The organism is Leptotrichia sp. HMT-225 (assembly GCF_030644325.1).
GTDB lineage: Bacteria > Fusobacteriota > Fusobacteriia > Fusobacteriales > Leptotrichiaceae > Leptotrichia > Leptotrichia massiliensis.
The window spans coordinates 1084029-1103398 of record NZ_CP130323.1; the positions used below are offsets into that span (position 1 = coordinate 1084029).

Genomic DNA, 19370 nt, shown 5'->3' on the forward strand with positions numbered 1-19370 from the left:
TTAGATTGTAAATAAAAAATTTAAAATATGATAAATTGTAAAATTAGAATTTAGATTTAATTTTAGAAAGAAAGGAAATAATAAAATGCTTTGGAGAATAAAAAGTTTTTTCAGTAGAATTAGAAGTCGAATTTTTAATGTATTTTCTGGAAGAAGCAGTTTGTATCGAGTTGAAAGTTTGAGAAGAGGTGCGACTTCAACTTCAAAAAAAGAAAAAGAAAATACTTCAATGTCGGTTGATAAGGGAATTAGAAAATATGAAAAAAGACAGATGGCTGCCAGAGGGGAAAGACAGTACAACTTTTTCAATTTAAAAAATATAATAATTTTGATTATACTATTTTTTACTTTTGTGTATATTCATATGGCTGGTTATTCTGTGAAAAGTCTGTATATCGCAATTTTTATATTTATAGCACTAACATTGTATCTTCTTATAGTAGAAAGATTTAAGGAAAAAGTGGAAGTGCATGATGAGATAAAGGAAATAAAGCACGAGCGTGAAAGAGAACATCACGTATTTTTGGATAAAGTAAAAGAAATAGAGGAAGTTGAAAAGAATCAAATTGAAAATATAATTTTAAAAAATTCAGATGACTATGATATTAAAGTATGGAAGATTGGAAGAGCGACTTCATTGCTGATAGGGAAAAGAACGCCTAGAAACAAGGTGGATATAGACGTGAGTGAAGGAGTATATTCAAATTTGGTAAGCAGGGCTCATGGAATGTTGAACAGAGTAAATGGAGTTTGGTACTATGAAGATTTAGGTTCGCAAAATGGAAGCGGAATAGAAAAGAAAGATGACAGAAGAAAAATAAAATTAAAAAGAAATGTACCTGTAAAAGTTGAAAGTGGAGACATAATATATTTAGCAACAACAAAAATATTGTTGAAATAATGATTTATTCAAGGAAGTAGGTTAAGAAATGGAGAATAATTTAAATAATCAAAAGCCAGTGGAATTTTTTTCAGCTGAAAGAATAAAGATAGAAATAGATGGACAGCAGATACTTTGGAGAGATATGAATCTTGAAATAGATTCAAAGATAGGGGGACATACAATTGGGAAAATAAAATATATGGCATCACCGAACCAGTTAAGTTTATACGATGCCCTGATAGATAAAAAAGGCGACAAGACAATAGTAGTTACAGGAAGAAGCAACATATCGGATGAAGCAGGAAATGCTACAGATAAAATATTTTTAAATGGAGTAATAAGCAAACTTAGGATAAAGGAAACAAAGGCGGGAGCATTGGCAGTTGAATTATTGTGCAGTTCAAAGAGCATACTTCTTGACAGAATACCGAGATACCGTTCATTTCAGGATCCGACACTTACGTATACAGATATAGCACAGGAAGTGAATAAAAATTATAATGACGGAGAAACATTGGTAAATGTAGGGGAAGATATGAAAGAAGTTCCAAGAATGACAATCCAGTATAATGAAACAGACTGGGAATACTTAAAGAGAATAGCGTCGTATACAGGACAGCCACTAATGGCAAATTCAAATAAAGTTCTAGTAGGATTTTTTAGGAATATGCCAGCACAGACACCAAACTTGACATATTCATATTTTGGAAAGGAAACGGAAGAGGAAAGAACATATTACAGGGTAGAAGGAACGGAAATATATTCAGTATCAACCCCAATAAAATTAAAAATTAGAAACAGAGTATCAGGCGAAGAAGTGGAAAATGACTACTATGTAATAGAAAGCAGAATATACAATGAAGGAAATACCTTAAAATGCGAGTACAAGCTAGGAAAGCAGACAGATTATTTTGTAGATCCAATACCGCACGAAAAGATAAGAGGAGCAGTAATAGAAGCAAGAACCGTGCATATTGCAAGGACAGATGAAAGTAAGAGTGAGCATGGAAGAACTGAGGGGAGTTCGGATAATCTTGAAGGAAGAACAATTGGAACAAAACCACTTAACAAATATATAGAAAAAGCTGAAAATAAAAGTCAGAATGAAAATGTAAAAGAAAGAGTCAAAGCAAGTGATATAGCTGTAATGACATTAGATTTAACAGAAGGATTACTAAAATTGGGAGAAAATGGGCAGTCTTTTGAGGATAAATATGCTGGAAAGAGTTATTTTCCTTATGTAACTCCATATAGTCAAAGTAATACAGGATTTACACCAGCACCAGAAGCAAATGACAGAGTGGCACTCTATTTTCCAAATGGTAATGAAACGCATGCGATAGTGTTGGGTGCGGTTAATAATAATGGGAATGGTAGATTTACTGATGTGGCCAACAGGAATTATCATGTTGGGGATTCGGACTTTAATATGGTGCTTGCGACTAATAGCTTGTCAACAAGTGCGGCAAATTCAATTTCACAGACTGCTAATAGTATATCGGAAAGTGCGGACAGTATTTCAGAGAGTGCGGGGAATATAACTAACAATTCAAAGGATTATTCTGAAATAGTTGATGGAACAAAGTCGGTTGTAGCTAGAAAAATTAATCAAATATCGACTATAGAAACAAATATAAGTTCAACAGGGGATACAAGTATTAGTTCTCAAGGAGTGTCTAAAGTATCTGGCAACAAAAATGTTCAAATAAATAAAGGATAGAGGAAAAATAATGGCAAGAAATTTATTAGAAAGAAATTATAAATATATAAGTGAATTTTCAGTAAATTACAAAGGAGTTAATAAATTAGAAATAGAAAATAGTAATTTTAAAATAAAGCGAGATAAAACAAAATTAAATGTTTATGTTATTGAAGAAACAGAAAATTCATATTTTTCTGATAGAATATATCAAAAAATTTTTGAGAATTTTATTCTCAATGAAATTGAGATAGAAATAGATGAAAATTTTAATATTTTAAAGGTTTTAAATGTTGATTCTATAGAAAATAAAATAAATATTGTCAAAGATGAGATTTTTAAAATTAAATATATAGATAAAAAGATAAATAGAGATTTTTTGAATATAGAAAAGTTTATTTATGATGAAAAAATATTTGCTTCTGCTATAACAAAAAGTAAATTTTATAATTTGTTTTTAAATGAGGTAAATTCAAAAGATATAGATAAAAAAATAGTAATTTTTGATTTTTTACCAGAAGGAATTCCGTTACATATAAATAAATACAGGAAAAATAATAAGTACTTTGTGATTGGTAATTTGGATTCATATAAACTAAGCCATATGAGATTAAAGAAAAAATTTGAAAAAGATTTGGAAATAAAATTTAATAATATAGAAATAAGTTATAAGAGTATAGTAGAATTAGATTTTAATAATAATACAAATAGGATAGATAGATTAGTGGAAATTTTTGAAGAAAATGAAAGAATAATATGTAAAAGAGAACTTTTAGAGGTGATTTGATTGAAAAATAATTTTTTTTTAGAAACCAACATTTTTAATCAAAAAAGATTATATAGAATAAAGGAACAATTAGATAAAATAGAAGGGACTAATAATTTTTATTTTGATGCAGAGTATGATATAGAAATAGATAAAATAGAAGATGCTATCAGTATGTTGATAATTTATGATAATAAAAATTATTGTTATAATAATATAATTTTTGATATATTGGATGATTTAGAAAGAGAAAATAATCATTTTATACTAAAATTTAGTGATGATAATATTTTAGAAGTTATTAATAGAGATAAAATAACCAAAAAATTTGAAGATAATATATTTAAATATTTTAAAGGCAGAGAAAAATATTATGATAAAGTTCAGCAAGCTCTTTTTATATATAAACAACTAATATTAGAGAATGATTATTTTGAAAGGCTTTTAAATTTAGATACACCGTTTTCTTATATATTTTTAAATATTACAGGGAATTTTTTTTATTTTGATAAAAAAACGGTAATAAACAGTAAAATTGGAAATATATTTGATGAATTAATTCCTATTATATTTGAATTTAATATAGAAGAAATAAATCAGCAAGAAATAAAACTAAATTTTAATTTAAAACTAGATTCAAAAAATGTAATAAAACATATACTAATTTCAAAAATAAAAAAATTTTATAATTTTGAAATGAACAAAGAATTTAAATTTGATATTAGTGAACAAGGATATTATATTTTGAATAAAAAAAATAATTATATTAAGGAAATTTATTCAGAAAGAAGGCTTGTTTTGGATACTGATATTTCTAATAGAAAAATAATAATAAAAAATATACAGGAGAAAGATAAAAGATGAAAGAATTGATAATATATGCAATTATGTTAATAATAATATTTTTATTATTTTTATTATTTTGGATAATACGAAATAATTATATAAAATTAGATATAAAAAAAATAAATAAAAAAAATTGGGATAACAATATTAAGTATAAGTTTTTAATAGACAAAGGATTAAAATTAGCAAAAAAAAATTTGATACCGTATGCAGAGAAATATTTTTTAGCAGCAACAGAGTATAATAAAGAGGCTTATTCGTATATAGGGTATTTATATCTAAATATGGTAAACAAACAAATTGGAATAAAAAAATATGAAGAAGGATATTTACACGGAGATTATAAATCAGGTTATTATTTAGGAAAATATTATGATGAAATAGGAGAATTAGAAAAAGCAAAAGAATGGTATTTAAAGGTAGCGAATACAGGATATGTGTTATCTCAACTTAATTTGGGTATCATATATGAATATGAGAAAGATTATGATAAAGCTGAAAGATGGTATTTGAAGGCGGCTAATAAAAGAAATAGTGATGCAATGTATGGATTGGGAAATATAAATAGAAAACAAAAAAAATATAAAAAAGCCCAAAATTGGTATTTACACGCATATGAAAATGGGAATATTGAAGCTTTACATGAACTTGGTATAATGTATTTAGAAAACAATAATATAATAAAGAAAGAAGACTATGAAATTTTAGAAAAATGGTTTTTAGAAGTTATAAATAATCAGAGTATAGCCGCAATATATAATTTAGGTACTTTTTATTTAGAAAAAGGAAATAAAGATATTGCAATTAAATGGTATTTAAAAGCTTCTAAAAAAGGTGATGTAGATGCGATGTATAATTTGGGAATTATATATTACGATTTAAAAAATTATGAAGAAGCAACAAAATTTCTTATTGATGCTTTGAATAATGGAAAAGAAGAAGCACTAAAAATACTAAAAACAATAGAGAATAATTAAACATTTTTATGATTTAAAATTTTAATTTTGTTACAGTTAGTAAAGATTAATAATGCAAACAATCATAAAATCAATAGTACAAAATTTAATAATTAATAAATAAAGTGTTATTATCTAAAATATTAGGATTTTTTAAAAAACTAAGAAAAATATTAGAAATTAGAACTTTAAAAACATTGTAATTGCTAAATTTTAAATTTTTATAAATGACAAAAATATTGATAAATAGGAGGGTAGATAAATGGGAAAAAATGAACAAGAATATGAATTAAAACCACAATCAGAAATAAGTTCTAAGATAATACCAGTAGATATAAAAGAAGCTGATACATATGTTTTTGATGGAGCAACTTTAACTTGTCCAATTATGAAAGTGTATGAAAATACAGGTGCCACTATTAATTTAGGAGCACAAAAAATTGGAGGATTGAAATTAAAAATAACAAATGAAGATGTAATTTTGATGGGAGCAAAAGGAATTGCAACTGAAGAAGATAAATACCAAGAAAATTTTATTGTATCTGATTTGTTTGCATATTGTCCAAAATTGAATGGTCCATGTAAAGTAAAACCAGGATATTGGACAAATACCACAGAAAGAATATATAAAAATGGAGAAAGAGTTTTAAATAAGAATAGTAAATACATCTGTATGAATAATCCTGATATGAAGTTAAAAATAGAAAATAATGGTCAAATTTTTGATAAATTTTCAGGATATATTAATATGATGAGAAAATCCGTAAACTGGACTCCAAGTAACCCATATGTGGAGCAATTTATTGTATCAGCTCTTGGAATAAGTGGAGGGAAAGAAATGATGAGAAGTGGAGCATTAATATTTTCTAATAGTCTTCATCCATATGGAAAACTTGCTGGAGGAATAGTATTTGCGGTTGGTGGAATAATGACGATCTCTGGTGTTAGAGGAAGTGCTTCATCAATATTATCAGGTATACATGGAAAGCAATCTGATGCATTAAAAATAATTTTTTCAAAAGTTGGTTTCACTCAAAAAGAATCAGAAAATACTGTTAAAATAGTTGATAAAATATTTCAATATAACGATAGACTTGCAATTGTAATTAATATTGGAATGTTAAGTAAAGAAGAACATGGGAAGTTTTTAGAAAAAATCAAACTTGCAGCAACAAATAGAGCAGGAAGAAAAAATATTGCATATAATATGACTGGTTCAAGAAAACTGTACGGAACAGGTCTATATAAAAATGAGCTAATAGACATAGCAAAACAAGGGAAAAAAGTAAAATATATAACAATTTTAGCAGGAGGAATAAAAGAAACTTATGCGAATAAAGAAAAACTTTTAGAAGCTTTAGCTAATGCGGAAATAGAATATTCGACTCGAAGAATAGACAGTTTATCAGGGCAGGAAATATTTGATTTAAATATAGACTATATTGATAAAAGAGCATTTGTAGAAGTGGTAGTAGATTAGAATATAATGAAATCAGAAAGATAAAGTGGATATAGACGTGAGTGAAGGAGTATATTCAAATTTGGTAAGCAGGGCTCATGGAATGTTGAACAGAGTAAATGGAGTTTGGTACTATGAAGATTTAGGTTCGCAAAATGGAAGCGGAATAGAAAAGAAAGATGACAGAAGAAAAATAAAATTAAAAAGAAATGTACCTGTAAAAGTTGAAAGTGGAGACATAATATATTTAGCAACAACAAAAATATTGTTGAAATAATGATTTATTCAAGGAAGTAGGTTAAGAAATGGAGAATAATTTAAATAATCAAAAGCCAGTGGAATTTTTTTCAGCTGAAAGAATAAAGATAGAAATAGATGGACAGCAGATACTTTGGAGAGATATGAATCTTGAAATAGATTCAAAGATAGGGGAACATACAATTGGGAAAATAAAATATATGGCATCACCGAACCAGTTAAGTTTATACGATGCCCTGATAGATAAAAAAGGCGACAAGACAATAGTAGTTACAGGAAGAAGCAACATATCGGATGAAGCAGGAAATGCTACAGATAAAATATTTTTAAATGGAGTAATAAGCAAACTTAGGATAAAGGAAACAAAGGCGGGAGCATTGGCAGTTGAATTATTGTGCAGTTCAAAGAGCATACTTCTTGACAGAATACCGAGATACCGTTCATTTCAGGATCCGAAACTTACGTATACAGATATAGCACAGGAAGTGAATAAAAATTATAATGATGGAGAAACATTGGTAAATGTAGGGGAAGATATGCAGGCAGTACCAAGAATGACAATCCAATATAATGAAACAGACTGGGAATACTTAAAGCGAATAGCATCGTATACAGGACAGCCATTGATGGCAAACTCAAACAAAGTTTTAGTAGGATTTTTCAAGAATATGCCAGCACAGACACCAAACTTGACATATTCATATTTTGGAAAGGAAACAGAGGAGGAAAGAACATATTACAGGGTAGAAGGAACGGAAGTGTATTCAGTATCAACCCCAATAAAATTAAAAATTAGAAACAGAGTATCAGGCGAAGAAGTGGAAAATGACTACTATGTAATAGAAAGCAGAATATACAATGAAGGAAATACCTTAAAATGCGAGTACAAGCTAGGAAAGCAGACAGATTATTTTGTAGATCCAATACCGCACGAAAAGATAAGAGGAGCAGTAATAGAAGCAAGAACCGTGCATATTGCAAGGACAGATGAAAGTAAGAGTGAGCATGGAAGAACTGAGGGGAGTTCGGATAATCTTGAAGGTAGAACTATGGGAATAAAGCCTGTAAATATATATGTTGCTGAGGAGCAGGAAAAAAATAATAACAGAAGTCAGGAAGTGAAGGCAAGCGATATTGCAGTTATGACAGTTGACTTGACAGAAGGACTGAGAAAACTTGGAGGAGTAGTACAAAGTGAAGCAGATAAATATGCTGGAAAAAGTTATTTCCCATATGTAACACCATACAGTCAGACAAATACAGGATTTACGCCTGCACCAGAGCCAAATGACAGGATAGCGCTTTATTTTCCAAGTGAAAACGAAACGCATGCTTTGGTAATGGGAGCAGTTAATAATAACGGTAATGGAAGATTTACTAATCCTGATAAAAGGAACTTTACATTAGGACCAAGTCAAGCAGCTAGAGGGGGAACACCTGCGAATGAAGGCAAACCGATGTATAATTTTACTTTGGATAGTGAGAAGTTTATTGTTAGTGTTGGTAGTATAATAAGTTTACATTCTAGTGGATCAGTAAGCGTAAATGGAACAGAAACAGTCGGAATTACATCAAAAGCGATAAGTATTTCAGGAACAGAATCAGTAGGATTAACAACAAAAACGTTAACAGAAATAGGAACAGAGTCAGTGTATATAGAATCAAATAAGAATGCGGAAATTAATTCCAAAGAAATTGTAACCATAAAAGGAAAAAATGTAACGGTTGATCCAAAAACAAAAGGGATTTTTGGAAATACAGGAGCATTAGTAGAAGTATTAGGAAGTGATGTGAAATTGAATGGATAGATATTTTATAGAAGGAAAAAATAAAATAATCAATGGAGGGGTTGTTCATAAAATACATTATTCATATGAAATTGAATTTGAAAAAAAAATAAAAGAATTATATTTTAAAGTTCTAGATTATAAAACAAATTCAGATGATATATTAGTTAATAAAATTAATTTATTGTTTTTGGCAAAAGAATTGGTATTTTTTTTAGATAATAATGATAGAATAGTATCTGTAAAAAACTATCTTGAAATACAAAAGAAATTACTAATAGAATTATATATGTTAGAAATAAGAAATCCTGATTATAAAGATGTATTGGAATATATAGAAGAAAAACTAGAAGATGAAAGAAATTTTATCAACTATATAATGGAATTGGATTTTATGGAATTTTTATTTGGAGGAAGAGAAAAAAATAAAAAAATAAGGGAATTTTATGGTATCGATAGAAAAAAAAATATAGAAGTTGATGTATTACAAGAGATGAAAGGAAATATAGAAAAAATAAAATATTCAATTAATCCAGCTTCTTTAAATAAAATATTATTACAATATCGACTAAATAATGAAAAAATACCAGAATACTATCTAGATGGAAGTGGAGAAAAGATATACGAAAATTTTAAAATTTTAAAAGCCTTTTTAAAAATTAAAAGTGGTAGAAAAAATGATTTGGAAAGAGAAATAGAATTAGTAGTAAAAAATCTGAGTAGAGAATTGGAGGTGTAAAATCTTGCCAACGGTATTAGATGATATTAATGAAAGCACTCTAGGAGATATAATAAATGATGATTCTCCTATAACAATGAAAGAGGCCTATATAGGTGATCAAGTACACATAACATGTCCTATGGGAAAATATATTCAGCCATTAACTGTAACTAATAATAAAAATGTTGTTATGCAAGGAATAAAAATGGCAACAGAAAAAGATAATATAGTTAATGTAAATTTACCATTTAAGCCTGGAGAAGGAGTATTTAGTGATTGTAAAAAAGGTGGGAAATGTAAATTATTAGCAGGAATGGCAGTAAATTGGGAAAAAGTAAATAAAAGAGTTTCAATAGGTGGAGCAAAAACTTTAAATGGAGATTCTTGCTTTAAGTGTCCTTTTTATTTGGATGTAGAAGTGAAAATAACAGAACATAATCAAAATAATTTTGATTTTTCTGAAGAGAATAAAGCGATAAGTGAAGAAGAAGTAAAAACACCATCACCATTGGAACTATTTAATATGTTAAAGGATATAGTTTCTGATCCTCAGAAGAGAAAAGCAGTGTTAGATAAGCTATCAAATGAAATGAAAAAAGAATTAGGATATGCAAAAGAAGTTGCTTCACATTTGGGTGGGAATACTGTTGATGCTTTTAAAGATTTTGATAATTTTACAAATGATCCAAGTCTTAAAAATATGAAATCAGCTTTTAATTCTGGTTCAAAAATGATGGATGGATTGGCAATAGATAAAGGATTAATAAATGCTTTTGCTGAAGAATCTAAGAAAAAAATGTCTGAGTTAATGGATAAAGGAATGCCAAAAGAAAAAATATTAGATGAAGTAATAAAACTTGGAGATGATACAGTAAATAGATATGTTGATAGAGTTCTTGCTCCTGTAGACGGGAAAAATATAAGTCCAGAAGCAAAAGAGTGGTATAAAAATTCATTAAAACAAGTATTGTTAGGAGCAGGGGCAAAAGAAAATACATTATTTGGTTCTGCATTAGAAATAGGGACAGGAATGATACCTTATTTAGGACAAGCAATGGATATAAGAGATACGGTAATAAGCGGTCTAAAAGGTGATTTTTGGGGTGCATTTTATTCATTTTTAGGTGTATTGCCATTAATAGGAGATTTAGTGAAGAAAAGTCCAGCATTAATGAAGTTGATTAATAAACTATCAAATAGAGCAAATGATTTATTAAAAATAGCAGGAGAGAAAAGTAAATTAGTTTCTAAAATGACTGAATTTGGACAGGCAACGATAAAGCAGGTGGGAGAATTTATAGAACTTATTGACAAGGCTAAAAAAAGATTAGAGGCAGCGATAGATAAATTAAATCCTAAAAAAATGATAGTAGCAAAATTAGAAGAAATTGGATTTATTAAAAGAAATAAAATATGTGATATTAATTCAGAAATTGGATGTTTTGTTGAAGGGACATTGGTAAAAACGAAATCGGGTTATAAAAAAATAGAGGATATTTGTATAGGTGAAAAAGTTTATACTATAAATTTAGAAACACATAAATTTGAATATCAAAAAGTAGTAAGAAAAATAGAAAATAAAGTTAAAGTTATAAGAAATATCGTTTTCCAAAATAATGTAAAAGTTCAAACTACTTTAAATCATGAATTTTATGTGAAGGGAAAAGGATTTATAGAAGCAAGAAACTTGGAAATAGGAGATGCGATTTTAAATGACTCTATTACTGGAGAAAAAATTTTAGAAATAAAAGATAAAAGATATTTTGAAAGAAAAGTTTTAGATTTAAAAGTAGAAAAAAACCATAATTATTTTGTAAGTAATATTGGATTACTAGTTCACAATAATTCGAAAACTTGTGCTGAAATTGCTGAAGATATAGAAAATTTGGAAAAACAAATAAAAGAATTAGATAATTTGGATGCAAAAATAAATAATGGTGGAAATTTCACAAAAGGAGATGCCGTTGAATTAACAAAATTAGATGAAATGGCCTGTTTCACTTACAATACACAAATTTACAGTCCACTAAATAAGAAGATAGGAGAAATAGTTCAAAGCAATATTGTTTACTCATATAACCATAAGAAAAAAATGATTGAAGAAAAAAAAGTTATAAATACTTTTGAACATGAAGTAAATACAATAGTAGAAGTGTTTTTGGAAAATGGTGAAAAAATAGAAACAACAAAAGAACATAAATTTTATTCTGAAGGCAAGTATCAATCAATAGAAAATCTAATATCAGGAGATGAATTAATATGCAAAAGAAATAAAAAAATAAAAATAATAGAAAAAAGAGAAATATTTTATGAAAATTCTATAAAAGTATATAATTTTGAGGTAAAGGATAATCATAATTATTATGTTGGAAATACAGGAGTATTAGTTCATAATGAAAAGAAAGTATTTAATAGCTATGATGAAATGTTAAAAGATAAAAGCGTTCGAGCAAGGAAAGACAAGCCTAAACATGCAACAAATGCTAAAAAGTGGTTTGAGAATCATGATGATGGCTTTATAATAGTGGATACAAACTCAAAAAAATGGACATATGGATTTGGAAATGAGAATAATCGGATGCTAGCAACGGCAAAAACAGGAGAGCAGACAATATTTCATAATAAATTGAGTGATTTTATAGAAGTTGAAGGATTAACAGGAAATCATAACACTGATATGCCATTATTATACAAGAAAATCGCAGAGGATGGCAGATTTGGAAAAAATGCTAATCAAGTTGAGAAAACTTTCAGAGAATATGGATTAGTAGGAAATCATATAACAGAAAATGGAAAACATGGATTCGAGATATTGAGAACAGGAGATCATAATGTTGCAGAAGGTGGATTGGCACATATGGGAGATGCTGCTTTAATGAGAAACAGTAGAAAAGGTGCAAGAACATTAAATAAATAATAAAAAAGAAAGGTAATAATTGGTAAAAATCAATTATAATGGTGAAAAGAATGGAAAAATATAAAAAATTTTGGGAAGCTGTGGATATAGAATATACTGAAAAAGAAGGAAAGAGAAAAGAGAAAAGCAAATATTATACAAAAGAGTTACTAGAGAAATACGGAGTAAAAAAATATGTTAATTTAGTATTAGATTATGAGTTTATAGCATTTAAACCACTGCTCCATTGCAAAGATTTTAATCCAGAAACGAATGAAGAAGGGGAGACTTTATTTTTTGACTTAGATTTTAGTGATGAAGTGTATGAAAATGGAAGAAAAAAATTAATATGGTACTCTGAAAAAATTCATAAGAAGAAATATGGAAAAAATGCTAAAAAAATTGAAGTAAACTATGAAGAGTTAGATAATTACATACCAATAATAAGTGGAAGATATTATTCATATATATATATATCAAAAAAAACAAATAAAATAGTACAGTATTCTTCATATTCAGATTTAGAGGATGAAAGTAAAGGAGTTTATTGGAAATGGACAGAATTAGCAGAAAATTTTGATGAATTTATTGAAAAACTGTATGTAGATCCAAAAGACAATAAGGAAATGTCTAAGGAAGAAAAAGAGCAGCTGACAAAATTTGTTGATGGATTGCTGGAACAATTGGATGAAGAAAAATAGGAATGGATAGAAAAACTTTTGGATTGGAAATGACAATAATCTTATATTATCAACAGTAAAAACATTAAATAATAAAAAGAAAGGCGGTAATAAGTAAAAGTCAATTATAATGGTGAAAAGAATGGAAAAATATAAAAAATTTTGGGAAGCTGTGGATATAGAATATACTGAAAAAGAAGGGAAGAGAAAAGAGAAAAGCAAATATTATACAAAAGAGTTGCTGGAGAAATATGGAGTAAGAAAATATGTTAATTTAGTATTAGACTATGAATTGATAGCATTTAAGCCACTGCTTCGTTGTAAAAATATTGACCCAGAAACGAATGAAGAAGCCGAGTCTTTATTTTCTGACTTAGATTTTTCAGATAATGTATATGAATATGGAAGAAAAAAATTAATATGGTACTCTGAAAAAATTCATAAGCAAAAATATGGAAAAAATGCCAAAAAGAAGGAAGTAAATTACGAAGTATTAGATTCGTATATTCCATTTATAGAGGCTAGTTCTTATGGCTCTTTTGTTTATATATCAAAAGAAACAAATAGAATAGTACAATTTTATTCATATTCAGATTTATCAGATGAAAGTAAGGGAGTTTATTGGAAATGGGTAAAATTAGGAGATAACTTTGATGAATTTATTGAAAAACTGTATGTAGATCCAAAAGACAATAAAGAAATGTCTAAGGAAGAAAAAGAGCAACTGACAAAATTTGTTGATGGATTGCTGGAACAATTGGATGAAGAAAGATAGTAATGGATAGAAAAACTTTTGGATTGGAAATGACAATAATCTTATATTATCAACAGTAAAAACATTAAATAATAAAAAGAAAGGCGGTAATAAGTAAAAGTCAATTATAATGGTGAAAAGAATGGAAAAATATAAAAAATTTTGGGAAGCTGTGGATATAGAATATACTGAAAAAGAAGGGAAGAGAAAAGAGAAAAGCAAATATTATACAAAAGAGTTGCTGGAGAAATATGGAGTAAGAAAATATGTTAATTTAGTATTAGACTATGAATTGATAGCATTTAAGCCACTGCTTCATTGTAAAAATATTGACCCAGAAACGAATGAAGAAGGCGAGTCTTTATTTTTTGAATTAGATTTTGGTGATGAAGTGTATGAAAATGGAAGAAAAAAATTAAGATGGTACTCTGAAAAAATTCATAAGAAGAAATATGGAAAAGATGCTAAAAAAATTGAAGTAAACTATGAAGAGTTAGATAATTATATACCAATAATAAGTGGGGAACCTTATGCCTATATGTATATATCAAAGGCATCAAATAGGATAGTGCAGTATTCTTCATATTCAGATTTAGAGGATGAAAGTAAAGGAGTTTATTGGAAATGGACAGAATTAGCAGAAAATTTTGATGAATTTATTGAAAAACTGTATGTAGATCCAAAAGACAATAAGGAAATGTCTAAGGAAGAAAAAGAGCAGCTGACAAAATTTGTTGATGGATTGCTGGAACAATTGGATGAAGAAAGATAGGAGATGATAGAAATGGATAGACAAAAGCATTTGGAAGAAATACTAGAGATAGAAGATTGTGAAGTGAGGGAAGAGGAAAGTTACTATTATGACGATGAATTTATAGAAAGTCTGGGAATTGAAAAAGAAGAATACAGATGTATGGTTAAAAAATATTCTGAAATTTATTTTAAGGAAACTGTATATATACCCATTGATGATGAGAATATAAATGATAAATTTATTTCGTATTTATATTTTGATGATGAAACAGTTGAGAGAGGAAAAAATATGCTTACAGAATTTGATGAGAGAGAATATGAAAAAAATCCTGATTTAAAAAGAACATATTTTTGGAGAAACAACTATGTGGCAATAGGTGCAGATGAAGATGAGTACATATTTATTTCTAAAGAAACAAAGGAGATTTTTATGTATTATTTTGCTGATGATATACATAAAATTTTTACTGAAGGAGGAAATAGGGAAAAATGGAAATGGATAAAATTAGGAGATAACTTTGATGAATTTTTTGATAAATTGTATTATATTGAGGATTAATATAATTAAGATATTCAATTTTGAAATTGATAAATATTTTTAAGAATATATCTGAGAGAAGGTAATTATTTAATGGTAAAAAAATTAAGATATGACGAAGAAATAGGCAATGTTTTTGATATAAAAATAAATGAAAATAAATGTATAGTTTTACTAGAAGAAGGAAAAGAATTTTCTGGAAGATTAGAATTGGTTTATGAATCTGGTGAAATATATTCAGAAGGAAATATAGAAAAGGGGGTAAAAGAAGGTGTATGGAAAACTTTTTATGAAACTGGAGAATTAAAAGTTTTGGAATATTATGAAAAAGGTTTACGAGAAAATGAATACAATGAATACTATCAAAATGGAAAAAAGTCAGTAGAGATATATCATAAAAATGGTATTTACAATGGAAGTTATAAAACTTTTTATGAAAATGGGAATGAGTGGTTAGTTGCCAATTATAAAGACGGTTTGAAAACTGGAGAGTGGAAAAAATATAGAGATAATGGAATGTTATTATGGAAAGGTAAATATTTTTATGACAAATTACAAGGCTTAGTGGAAATTTATCATAAAAATGAAAAAAAGGCTTTAATTTCTAATTTTATAGATGGTGAGCGAAATGGAAGATATGAAGTATTTTATCAAAATGGAAATTTAAGAATAAGAGGTAATTTTAAAAACGATTTTGAAGAAGGTATATGGAAAAAATTTTATAAAGATGGAAATATTTTTTCAAAATATAATATGGAACATGGAAAGGAAAATGGGATTAAAAAAATATACTACAAAAAAAATACAGAATTTAATGGCATTAAATCTTTTAATACCCCTTTAGAAAATGCACAACTTTATAAAAAAGTCAAAATGAAAAATAGCTTGAAAGATGGAAAGGAGGAAATATATTATCCAAATGGCAAAATATGGGAAGAAAAAAATTATAAAAAAGATAAATTAGATGGAAAAGAGTATAAATATTCTAAACATGGTAACTTAATTGAAGAAAATTATTATGAAGAAGGTAAATTGTTACAGACAATAGGGTATTTTGATAATAATAAAAAACAAATTTTCAAAAAAATACAATGGTTAGAAACAATTGACGCAGTAGAAGAAATTAGTGAAAATTATTATGAAAATGGTGTTTCTAAAGAGAGGTATAAAAAAAATAATGAAAATTTAATTGAAATGGAAAAATATTATAGTAACAAAGCAATTAAAGAAATTTTGGTAATTGAAGATAATAAAAAAAAAATAAAAAAATATAATAAAGAGGGTAGTTTAATTAGAGAAAAAATCTTAACAAATAATATAATAAAATCGGAGGAATAAAAAATGAATTTAGACAGATGTAAAAATGGGCACATGTATGATGTATCAAGATATGGGGAGAATTGTCCGTATTGTAAATCGGAAGGATTGAAACCTGAAATTAAGGAAAAGAAAGTTAATTTGGTAGAGGAATTGGATGATGATGACAGAACAACAGCGTACTGGGCAAAAGATAGCAGGGTAGATCCTGTGGTAGGTTGGCTAGTTTGTATAGCAGGAGCAGAAAAAGGAAAAGATTTCAAGATAGTATCAGAGAGAAATTTTTTAGGACGTGGAGAAGGTATGGACATTAGGATTGAAGGAGATATGAATATATCGAGAAAAAATCATTGTTCAATTAGTTACAATCCCAAAAATAGGGAATTCTATATTACTCCTGGAGATGCAAATGGATTAATATATCTTAGTGATGAGGCAGTATACAATACAAGACAGCTTCAAAGTTTTGATACATTGGAGATAGGAGAAAGTAAATTTGTATTTGTTGAGTTTTGTGGGCAAAATTTTGATTGGAGCAAGGATAAAACAAAAGAAAGTTAATAAATAAATGAGGAAAACAATATTAGAATTTAAAAATGTAAAATTTAGTTTTAATATTGTTTTTTTAGATAATATTAGTAGGAGAGCTTAATGAGAAAAGAAGAAGCAAAGTTTGAAACGAGATTTTTTAGTGAAGCTGGGACTAAAGGGAAAAATAATGATTATTTTGGATATACCCAGCTGGATAATTATGCGATATGGGTAGTGGCTGATGGATACGATGAAGAAGCTGGGGCTGATGTGGCTGCAAAATTGGCAGTAAGTTCTGCAATAGAATATTTTATGTTACGTCCACGCTTTAATCCAGAAGTAATTAAGGAAATAATGGAATATGCAAATTTAAAAGTAAAGGAAAAACAGGAGGAAACTGAAAAATATTCATTAATGCACACTTCCCTTTTAGTTGTAATAAGTAATTATAATTCATTTTTATACGGAAATGTTGGGAATACAAGGCTTTATCATTTGAGAGGTGGTTATGTGATTTCTCAAAGTAGAGATGACACAATAGCTCAGCTTCTGGTAGATGAAAATGCACTTGATATGAATGATATGAAGTATCATAGACAAAGAAATGATTTGCTTCAGGCGATAGGAGATTTTGGAAAGATAAAGCCAAATATTATAAAAAACCCTGTAACACTTCAGGAAAATGATATGCTATGCTTAACAACAATAGGATTTTGGGAAAATATTGATGAAAGGGAAATGGAAGTTGAAATTTCAAGATACCCAAATAAAGATAGTTTATTAAGATCATTGGAACATAAAGTTATGGCAACAACAAGAGAAAGTGTGGAAAACTATACTTTTGCACTAGTAAATGTGGAAAAAGTGGCATCACCTGAACCTGTTGAAAAGGATAAGAAGAAATTTTGGATAAAAGTTGGGTTAATATCTTTAGCAGTTCTAGTAATAATATTGTCCTTGACGTTTTGGAATATAAGTAAAAGGAATAATATTATAAAGAGAGCGGCAGTATACGAAGAACAGGCAAACGATGATATTGTCAAAAAAGATTTTAATAATGCAATAGAAAGTTTTAAGCTGGAAAAAGCGGAACTTGAAAAATTGAAACCGAAATCTAGAGGAATAATAGGATTTTTTACGGGAGCTAATGGTAAAAGAGCTGACGCTGAAAAAAGAATAAGTGCTGTAAACACTAAAATATCTCAGACTTCAAAATTGCAAAAGGCATTTCAGGATATAAATGAGGCAAATCAGCTATTTAATTCGGGAAATTATGATGAAGCGTCAAGAAAATACCAAGAGGCAAAATATGTTTTGGAAGAAAATACTTATAAAAAGGATGAACTTAATACAGATGAAGTTCTAACAACGTTAAATGCAAGAATAGATTCATCTAGTAAGTTAAAAGAGGCTTTGGCAATCGAAACAGCGGGAAACCAGGCTTTTTCAGCAGGAAATTATAACTTGGCAAAAGAAAATTATAAAACTGCATCAGAACTTTATCTAGTAAATGGACGTGCAGACTATGTTGCAAACATTGAAAGAAAAATAGCTGAAATAGACGACAAGGCAAAAACTGAATATAGTGGGGCAATGCTGACTGAAAACCAGGCTGACTTATTATCCCCAACAGATACGAATAAATCGAGACAGTCGTATTATCAGGCAAGACAAATGTATCAAAGTCTAGGAGATACTGCTAAGGCACAGGAAATAGATAATAAGATAAATGAATTGAATGCAAGACAGATGTCAAGCCTTCAAACAGCAAATAATATGGTTCAAGAAGGTTTAAATCAAATAACTGCAAATAATCCCGCTGAAGCAATAACATTGCTTACAAAAGCTAAGAATATTTATCAAGGGTTGGGAGATAGTAATAATGTAAATAATGTAAATAAATTTATTTCACAAGCTCAGGAATTTATTAAGTTTGAAAGTAAGAAAGATGCTGAATTAAAACAAAAAGAAACTGAGATGAAAGAATTAGAAACAAGAAATGCAGAGGAATTAAAAGAACAAAAAATTAAGGAACAACAGGTGATAGCGGCAAAAGAAGCAGAGATTGCGGCTAGACAACGGGAAATTGAACTTGAAAAACAAAGAAGAGAGAAAATTGCACAAAGTATAGAAAATGCTACGAATTTAGAAATGCAGGCTGATCAGATGTTTACCTTAAAAAGATATACAGAAAGTATAGCAAAATACAATGAATCTAAAAAAATCTTTGAAGAATTAAAATCAGCAGGAGATTTTGATGATCAGACTAACAAAATAGAATATTTAGGGCAAAAAATTACTAGAACAGAAGGATATTTATATGAAGAGCAGGGAGATGATGAATACAAGAAGAAAAACTGGCAAGAAAGCCAGAAAAAATATCAACTGGCAGCAGATAATATGAAATTAACTAATGAATCAAATGAAATTCAAAAAAGAGTAGAAAAGAAATTGAAAAAAGCAACTTCAAAGGCTGGGAAAAAATGGTGGCAGTTCTGGAAATAGTACAGTTTTAAGAGTATTTAA

16 protein-coding genes and 1 pseudogene are annotated in these 19370 nt (G+C 28.1%); all 17 read left to right on the plus strand.

What is annotated here, in order from left to right; translation table 11 throughout:
* Positions 1–85: 85 nt before the first annotated feature.
* The 17 genes and pseudogenes from QU666_RS05375 (at position 86) to QU666_RS05455 (ending at position 19349) form a co-directional block, all read left to right on the plus strand.
* Positions 86–901 carry an FHA domain-containing protein gene (locus tag QU666_RS05375; RefSeq protein WP_304984881.1) on the plus strand — a complete coding sequence of 272 codons (816 nt, stop codon included), beginning with the start codon at positions 86–88 and terminating at the stop codon, positions 899–901.
* Between the two features lie 28 nt (positions 902–929).
* Positions 930–2603, plus strand: coding sequence for a hypothetical protein (locus tag QU666_RS05380; protein WP_304984882.1), 1674 nt, complete (start codon positions 930–932; stop codon positions 2601–2603).
* Positions 2604–2613: 10 nt separating this feature from the next.
* The gene (locus tag QU666_RS05385) at positions 2614–3369 is read left to right on the plus strand and encodes a hypothetical protein (protein ID WP_304984883.1); all 756 of its coding nucleotides are present in this window, start codon (positions 2614–2616) and stop codon (positions 3367–3369) included.
* The gene (locus QU666_RS05390; RefSeq protein ID WP_304984884.1) at positions 3370–4212 is read left to right on the plus strand and encodes a hypothetical protein; all 843 of its coding nucleotides are present in this window, start codon (positions 3370–3372) and stop codon (positions 4210–4212) included.
* A complete protein-coding gene (locus QU666_RS05395) occupies positions 4209–5171 on the plus strand; it encodes a tetratricopeptide repeat protein (protein WP_304984885.1) in 963 nt (320 codons plus the stop codon). Before QU666_RS05390 ends, QU666_RS05395 begins: the two co-directional genes overlap by 4 nt.
* Positions 5172–5412: 241 nt before the next feature.
* Positions 5413–6630 carry a PAAR-like protein gene (locus QU666_RS05400; RefSeq protein ID WP_021770314.1) on the plus strand — a complete coding sequence of 406 codons (1218 nt, stop codon included), beginning with the start codon at positions 5413–5415 and terminating at the stop codon, positions 6628–6630.
* A gap of 16 nt (positions 6631–6646) precedes the next feature.
* Positions 6647–6886, plus strand: a pseudogene (locus QU666_RS05405) (FHA domain-containing protein); the annotation flags it as partial.
* A 28-nt stretch (positions 6887–6914) separates the two neighbouring features.
* On the plus strand, positions 6915–8675 hold the full coding sequence (locus tag QU666_RS05410) for a hypothetical protein (protein WP_304984886.1): 1761 nt from the start codon (positions 6915–6917) through the stop codon (positions 8673–8675).
* Entirely contained in the window at positions 8668–9393 is a 726-nt protein-coding gene (locus tag QU666_RS05415) for a hypothetical protein (RefSeq protein WP_304984887.1), read from the plus strand. The genes QU666_RS05410 and QU666_RS05415 overlap by 8 nt, the downstream gene beginning before the upstream one ends.
* A gap of 4 nt (positions 9394–9397) precedes the next feature.
* Complete coding sequence (locus QU666_RS05420) at positions 9398–12292, plus strand: polymorphic toxin-type HINT domain-containing protein (protein ID WP_021768972.1); 2895 nt, start codon at positions 9398–9400, stop codon at positions 12290–12292.
* A gap of 38 nt (positions 12293–12330) precedes the next feature.
* Positions 12331–12972 carry a hypothetical protein gene (locus QU666_RS05425; RefSeq protein WP_304984888.1) on the plus strand — a complete coding sequence of 214 codons (642 nt, stop codon included), beginning with the start codon at positions 12331–12333 and terminating at the stop codon, positions 12970–12972.
* A 109-nt stretch (positions 12973–13081) separates the two neighbouring features.
* Positions 13082–13726: a hypothetical protein gene (locus QU666_RS05430; protein WP_304984889.1), complete on the plus strand. Its 645-nt coding sequence runs from the start codon at positions 13082–13084 to the stop codon at positions 13724–13726.
* Between the two features lie 109 nt (positions 13727–13835).
* Positions 13836–14477 (plus strand): hypothetical protein, encoded by a 642-nt coding sequence (locus QU666_RS05435; RefSeq protein WP_304984890.1) that lies wholly within the window; start codon positions 13836–13838, stop codon positions 14475–14477.
* A gap of 12 nt (positions 14478–14489) precedes the next feature.
* Positions 14490–15017, plus strand: a complete 528-nt coding sequence (locus QU666_RS05440) for a hypothetical protein (protein ID WP_036070553.1) — start codon at positions 14490–14492, stop codon at positions 15015–15017.
* 72 nt (positions 15018–15089) lie between these two features.
* Positions 15090–16334, plus strand: a complete 1245-nt coding sequence (locus QU666_RS05445; protein WP_021768967.1) for a toxin-antitoxin system YwqK family antitoxin — start codon at positions 15090–15092, stop codon at positions 16332–16334.
* Between the two features lie 3 nt (positions 16335–16337).
* Complete coding sequence (locus QU666_RS05450; protein WP_021768966.1) at positions 16338–16874, plus strand: FHA domain-containing protein; 537 nt, start codon at positions 16338–16340, stop codon at positions 16872–16874.
* A 90-nt stretch (positions 16875–16964) separates the two neighbouring features.
* Complete coding sequence (locus QU666_RS05455) at positions 16965–19349, plus strand: PP2C family serine/threonine-protein phosphatase (RefSeq protein ID WP_021768965.1); 2385 nt, start codon at positions 16965–16967, stop codon at positions 19347–19349.
* Positions 19350–19370: the final 21 nt, after the last annotated feature.

Bases quoted from the DNA above. Each gene is read 5' to 3' on its own strand.
- QU666_RS05445 (WP_021768967.1), top strand. From the start codon at position 15,090: ATGGTAAAAAAATTAAGATATGACGAAGAAATAGGCAATGTTTTTGAT.
- QU666_RS05385 (WP_304984883.1), top strand. From the start codon at position 2,614: ATGGCAAGAAATTTATTAGAAAGAAATTATAAATATATAAGTGAATTT.
- QU666_RS05435 (WP_304984890.1), top strand. From the start codon at position 13,836: ATGGTGAAAAGAATGGAAAAATATAAAAAATTTTGGGAAGCTGTGGAT.
- QU666_RS05440 (WP_036070553.1), top strand. From the start codon at position 14,490: ATGGATAGACAAAAGCATTTGGAAGAAATACTAGAGATAGAAGATTGT.
- QU666_RS05380 (WP_304984882.1), top strand. From the start codon at position 930: ATGGAGAATAATTTAAATAATCAAAAGCCAGTGGAATTTTTTTCAGCT.
- QU666_RS05400 (WP_021770314.1), top strand. From the start codon at position 5,413: ATGGGAAAAAATGAACAAGAATATGAATTAAAACCACAATCAGAAATA.
- QU666_RS05415 (WP_304984887.1), top strand. From the start codon at position 8,668: ATGGATAGATATTTTATAGAAGGAAAAAATAAAATAATCAATGGAGGG.
- QU666_RS05410 (WP_304984886.1), top strand. From the start codon at position 6,915: ATGGAGAATAATTTAAATAATCAAAAGCCAGTGGAATTTTTTTCAGCT.
- QU666_RS05425 (WP_304984888.1), top strand. From the start codon at position 12,331: ATGGTGAAAAGAATGGAAAAATATAAAAAATTTTGGGAAGCTGTGGAT.
- QU666_RS05430 (WP_304984889.1), top strand. From the start codon at position 13,082: ATGGTGAAAAGAATGGAAAAATATAAAAAATTTTGGGAAGCTGTGGAT.
- QU666_RS05455 (WP_021768965.1), top strand. From the start codon at position 16,965: ATGAGAAAAGAAGAAGCAAAGTTTGAAACGAGATTTTTTAGTGAAGCT.
- QU666_RS05375 (WP_304984881.1), top strand. From the start codon at position 86: ATGCTTTGGAGAATAAAAAGTTTTTTCAGTAGAATTAGAAGTCGAATT.
- QU666_RS05395 (WP_304984885.1), top strand. From the start codon at position 4,209: ATGAAAGAATTGATAATATATGCAATTATGTTAATAATAATATTTTTA.
- QU666_RS05450 (WP_021768966.1), top strand. From the start codon at position 16,338: ATGAATTTAGACAGATGTAAAAATGGGCACATGTATGATGTATCAAGA.